Annotated in this window: 3 protein-coding genes; 2 read left to right on the top strand and 1 reads right to left on the bottom strand. The window is 71.7% G+C overall.

Translation table 11 applies throughout. The features are described 5' to 3' along the window. The first annotated feature begins 421 nt into the window (after positions 1-421). Both FNQ90_RS16105 and FNQ90_RS16110 read left to right on the top strand, forming a co-directional pair. Positions 422-1,450, top strand: coding sequence for an aspartate-semialdehyde dehydrogenase (locus FNQ90_RS16105; RefSeq protein ID WP_182607021.1), 1,029 nt, complete (start codon positions 422-424; stop codon positions 1,448-1,450). 321 nt (positions 1,451-1,771) lie between these two features. Beyond that, positions 1,772-2,215 (top strand): cell division protein SepF, encoded by a 444-nt coding sequence (locus FNQ90_RS16110; RefSeq protein ID WP_182607022.1) that lies wholly within the window; start codon positions 1,772-1,774, stop codon positions 2,213-2,215. A 195-nt stretch (positions 2,216-2,410) separates the two neighbouring features. Here FNQ90_RS16110 and FNQ90_RS16115 read toward each other — a convergent pair. Next, the coding region (locus FNQ90_RS16115) for an acyl-CoA dehydrogenase family protein (protein WP_228471278.1) at positions 2,411-3,602 on the bottom strand (1,192 nt) is incomplete at its 5' end.

Below are 3,602 nucleotides of genomic sequence, written 5' to 3' on the forward strand. Positions count from 1 at the left end.
GGGGTCACGGGGGTCATCGGCTGGGCCCACCTCACCGTTGTCGGCCGTTGTCGCGGATCGGGGCGGAGCGGACGGGGGAGCCCGCCCGGAGAAACCCGATGGTCACCGACCGTCGTCGGCCCCCACGGCTCTCCGGCCCTCACCGGAGGCTAGTTCGACTTCGTTACACCGGCGTTACTTCCCCCCGAAAGGGTTTCGCCACCCACCCGTTCGGCGGTCACGGGATGTGATCGAGGTCAAAGGATTGGCCGCGATCGGGGTCGGCAGGGCAGGGTAGGTCACACGGTCGGGAGCGCGCCGCGGAGAGCTGCGGAAGGACGCGCACGAATGAACGCCGGCGGCCGGTGGCGGACAACGCCGTCCGGCCGGACCCGCCGGGAGGGTCGCGACAATCGTGACAGCGAGCACACGGAGGAGCCCCATGAAGATCGGGATCGTCGGAGCCACCGGGCAGGTCGGAACGGTGATGCGGGAGATCCTCGCCGAGCGGAAGTTCCCGATCGACGAGCTGCGCCTGTTCGCCTCCGCCCGCTCGGCGGGCCGGACCGTTCCCTGGCAGGACACGGAGGTCACCGTCGAGGACGCGGCGGAGGCCGACTACAGCGGTCTGGACATCGTGCTCTTCTCCGCCGGCGGCGCCACCTCCCGGGCCCTGGCCGAGCGGGTCGCCGCCGCCGGTGCCGTGGTCATCGACAACTCCTCCGCCTGGCGGCTGGACCCCGGGGTGCCGCTGGTCGTCTCCGAGGTCAACCCGGAGGCCGTGTCCGACCGACCCAAGGGCATCATCGCCAACCCCAACTGCACCACCATGGCCGCCATGCCCGTGCTGCGTCCCCTGCACACCGAGGCGGGGCTGAGCGCGCTTGTGGTCGCCACCTACCAGGCCGTCTCCGGCAGTGGCGTGGCCGGTGTGGCCGAGTTGGACGGCCAGGTCCGGTCCGCCGTCGAACAGGGCGCCGACCGTTTGGCCCGGGACGGCTCCGCCCTGGACCTTCCGGCCCCCGCCACCTACACGCGCCCCATCGCCTTCAACGTGCTGCCGATGGCCGGCTCGATCGTCGACGACGGGCTCGGGGAGACCGATGAGGAGCAGAAGCTCCGCAACGAGAGCCGCAAGATCCTGGGCATCCCGGGACTGCTGGTCTCCGGCACCTGCGTACGGGTGCCGGTCTTCTCGGGCCATTCCCTCCAGGTCAACGCCCGCTTCGAGCGCCCGATCACGCCGGAGCGCGCCCTGGAGCTGCTGGCGGGGGCACCCGGCGTGGAGCTGTCCGACATCCCCACCCCCCTGCAGGCCGCCGGTCGGGACGCCTCCTACGTGGGCCGCGTGCGGCGCGACGAGACCGTCGAGCACGGCCTGTCGCTCTTCCTGTCCAACGACAACCTCCGCAAGGGCGCGGCACTGAACGCGGTGCAGATCGCCGAGTTGGTCGCCGCCGAGCGGGAGTGAGCTCCGGGGCGCCCGCCCCCGCCGTCGCTCCCACCACCACTCGTGCCCCGAGCGCCGCGCTCCTCCCCGGGCCCCCGGATCCGCCGCCCGGCGGGTCCCGGGGGCCCCGCGCGTCCGCTGCCCGTCACCCGGTCGGGTGGAGCCGATCACCCGATGTCCCGTCAATCCCGCGATGGCGCAACTACCCTGAGTGGACGCCATATCGTATGCACCAGAACCGTCACAGAATCCCGTTCGGTCGTCTATTCCCTTGGCGGATTGTCAGCATCATGGACCACCATGGGGGTAAGCGGACCACCGCGGAGCAGAGAGGAGGCGTCCATGGGTTCGGTGCGCAGGGCCAGCGCCTGGCTCGGTCTGGTCGACGACCGCGAGATGCGCTACTACGACGACGAATACGCCGATGGGCCGGAGCCGGAGCCGGAGGACCGCGCCGAGCCGTGGACCACCGACCCGCGTCTGCGGGTGGCGGCGGAGGCCGCCGAGGAGCAGGGTGGGCGGATCGCCACCATCACCCCCCAGGGCTTCCGTGACGCCCGCCGGATCGGGGAACTGTTCCGCGACGGCGTCCCCGTGGTGATCAACCTCACCACCCTGGAGTCCTCCGACGCCAAGCGCGTGGTGGATTTCGCCGCCGGGTTGACCTTCGGCCTGCGCGGAACCATCGAGCGGGTGGCCAACCGGGTCTTCCTGCTCACGCCGACCGACTACCGCGTGATCAGCGGCTCGCGGAACAGCTCGACCGGCTTCTTCAACCAGAGCTGATCATCGGGCGGGCGGCGCGGACCCACAGCGGACCCGCAAAGGCCGCCCGACCCGGTGTCGGCCCGGTTCACCGGCCCCGGGGGCCGCCGCGTCGCGGTCGGCACCGGAGCCGCCCCGACCGGTCGGGCTCACCCTCCGGCCGCTGCGGCCGAACGGTGAGGGCTCCCCGGACGGCCGGCGTCCCGATCGCCGGCCTCATCCCCGGAAGGCGTCCAACCCGGTGAGTGCCTTCCCCACCACCAACTGGTGCATTTCCGAGGTGCCCTCGTAGGTGAGCACGGATTCCAGATTCGTGGCGTGCCTCATCACCGGATACTCCAACGAGATCCCGTTCGCCCCCAGAACCGTGCGGGATGTCCGGCAGATCTCCAACGCCTCGCGCACATTGTTGAGCTTCCCGAAACTGATCTGTTCCGGGGTGAGGGAACCCGCTTCCATCCTCCGCCCCAAATGCAGGGCGAGCAGCAATGCCTTGTGGAGTTCCACCGCCATGTCGGCCAGTTTCGCCTGGGTGAGCTGGAAACCCCCGATGGGGCGGCCGAACTGCTCGCGGGTTCGGGAGTACTCCAGCGCCGTCTCCAGGCAGCTGCGGGCGGCACCGGGCGCCCCCCACACGATTCCGTAGCGGGCGTGCCCCAGGCAGCCCAGTGGTGCGCCCAGCCCGCGCGCCCCCGGCAGGACCGCGTCGGCGGGCAGTCGCACCCCGTCCAGCACCAGCTCGCCGGTGACCGAGGCCCGCAGCGACCACTTGTGGCGGATCTCCGGGGCCGAGAGGCCGGGGGTGTCGGTGGGTACGACGAAGCCGCGGATGCCCTCCTCGGTGCGGGCCCACACCACCGCGACATCCGCGATCGGAGCGTTGGTGATCCACGTCTTGCGACCGGTGAGCACCCAGTCCGACCCCTCCCGTCGGGCCCGGGTGCGCATCGAGCCCGGGTCGGAACCGTGGTCGGGTTCGGTGAGGCCGAAGCATCCGATGGCCTCCCCCGCGGCCATGACGGGCAGCCAGCGCTCGCGCTGCTCGGACGAGCCGTGCCGGTGGATCGCGTACATCGCCAACGAGCCCTGCACCGACACCAGGGACCGGATACCGGAATCGGCGGCCTCGAGTTCGAGACAGGTCAGGCCGTACTGCACGGCTCCCGCGCCGGCGCAGCCGTACCCCTCCAGGGTCATTCCCAGGGCTCCGAGGGAGCCCAGCTCGCGGGCCAGCTCCCGCACCACCGGCAGTTCACCGCGCTCGTACCACTCGGCGACGCCGGGGAGCACGCGGTCCGCCGCCCAGCGGCGGACGGCGGCGCGGATCCCCAGTTCCTCGGGGGTCAGCAGGTCATCGATGCCGAGCGGGTCAGCGGGGTCGAAGCGGGGCGGCCGGGGTGCTGCCGGC

The sequence above is a fragment of the Streptomyces alkaliphilus genome (assembly GCF_014141535.1).
GTDB classification, from domain to species: Bacteria; Actinomycetota; Actinomycetes; order Streptomycetales; family Streptomycetaceae; genus Streptomyces; species Streptomyces alkaliphilus.

Excerpts from the sequence above, each read along its gene's own strand:
- FNQ90_RS16110 (WP_182607022.1), top strand. The coding sequence starts at position 1,772 with ATGGGTTCGGTGCGCAGGGCCAGCGCCTGGCTCGGTCTGGTCGACGAC.
- FNQ90_RS16105 (WP_182607021.1), top strand. The coding sequence starts at position 422 with ATGAAGATCGGGATCGTCGGAGCCACCGGGCAGGTCGGAACGGTGATG.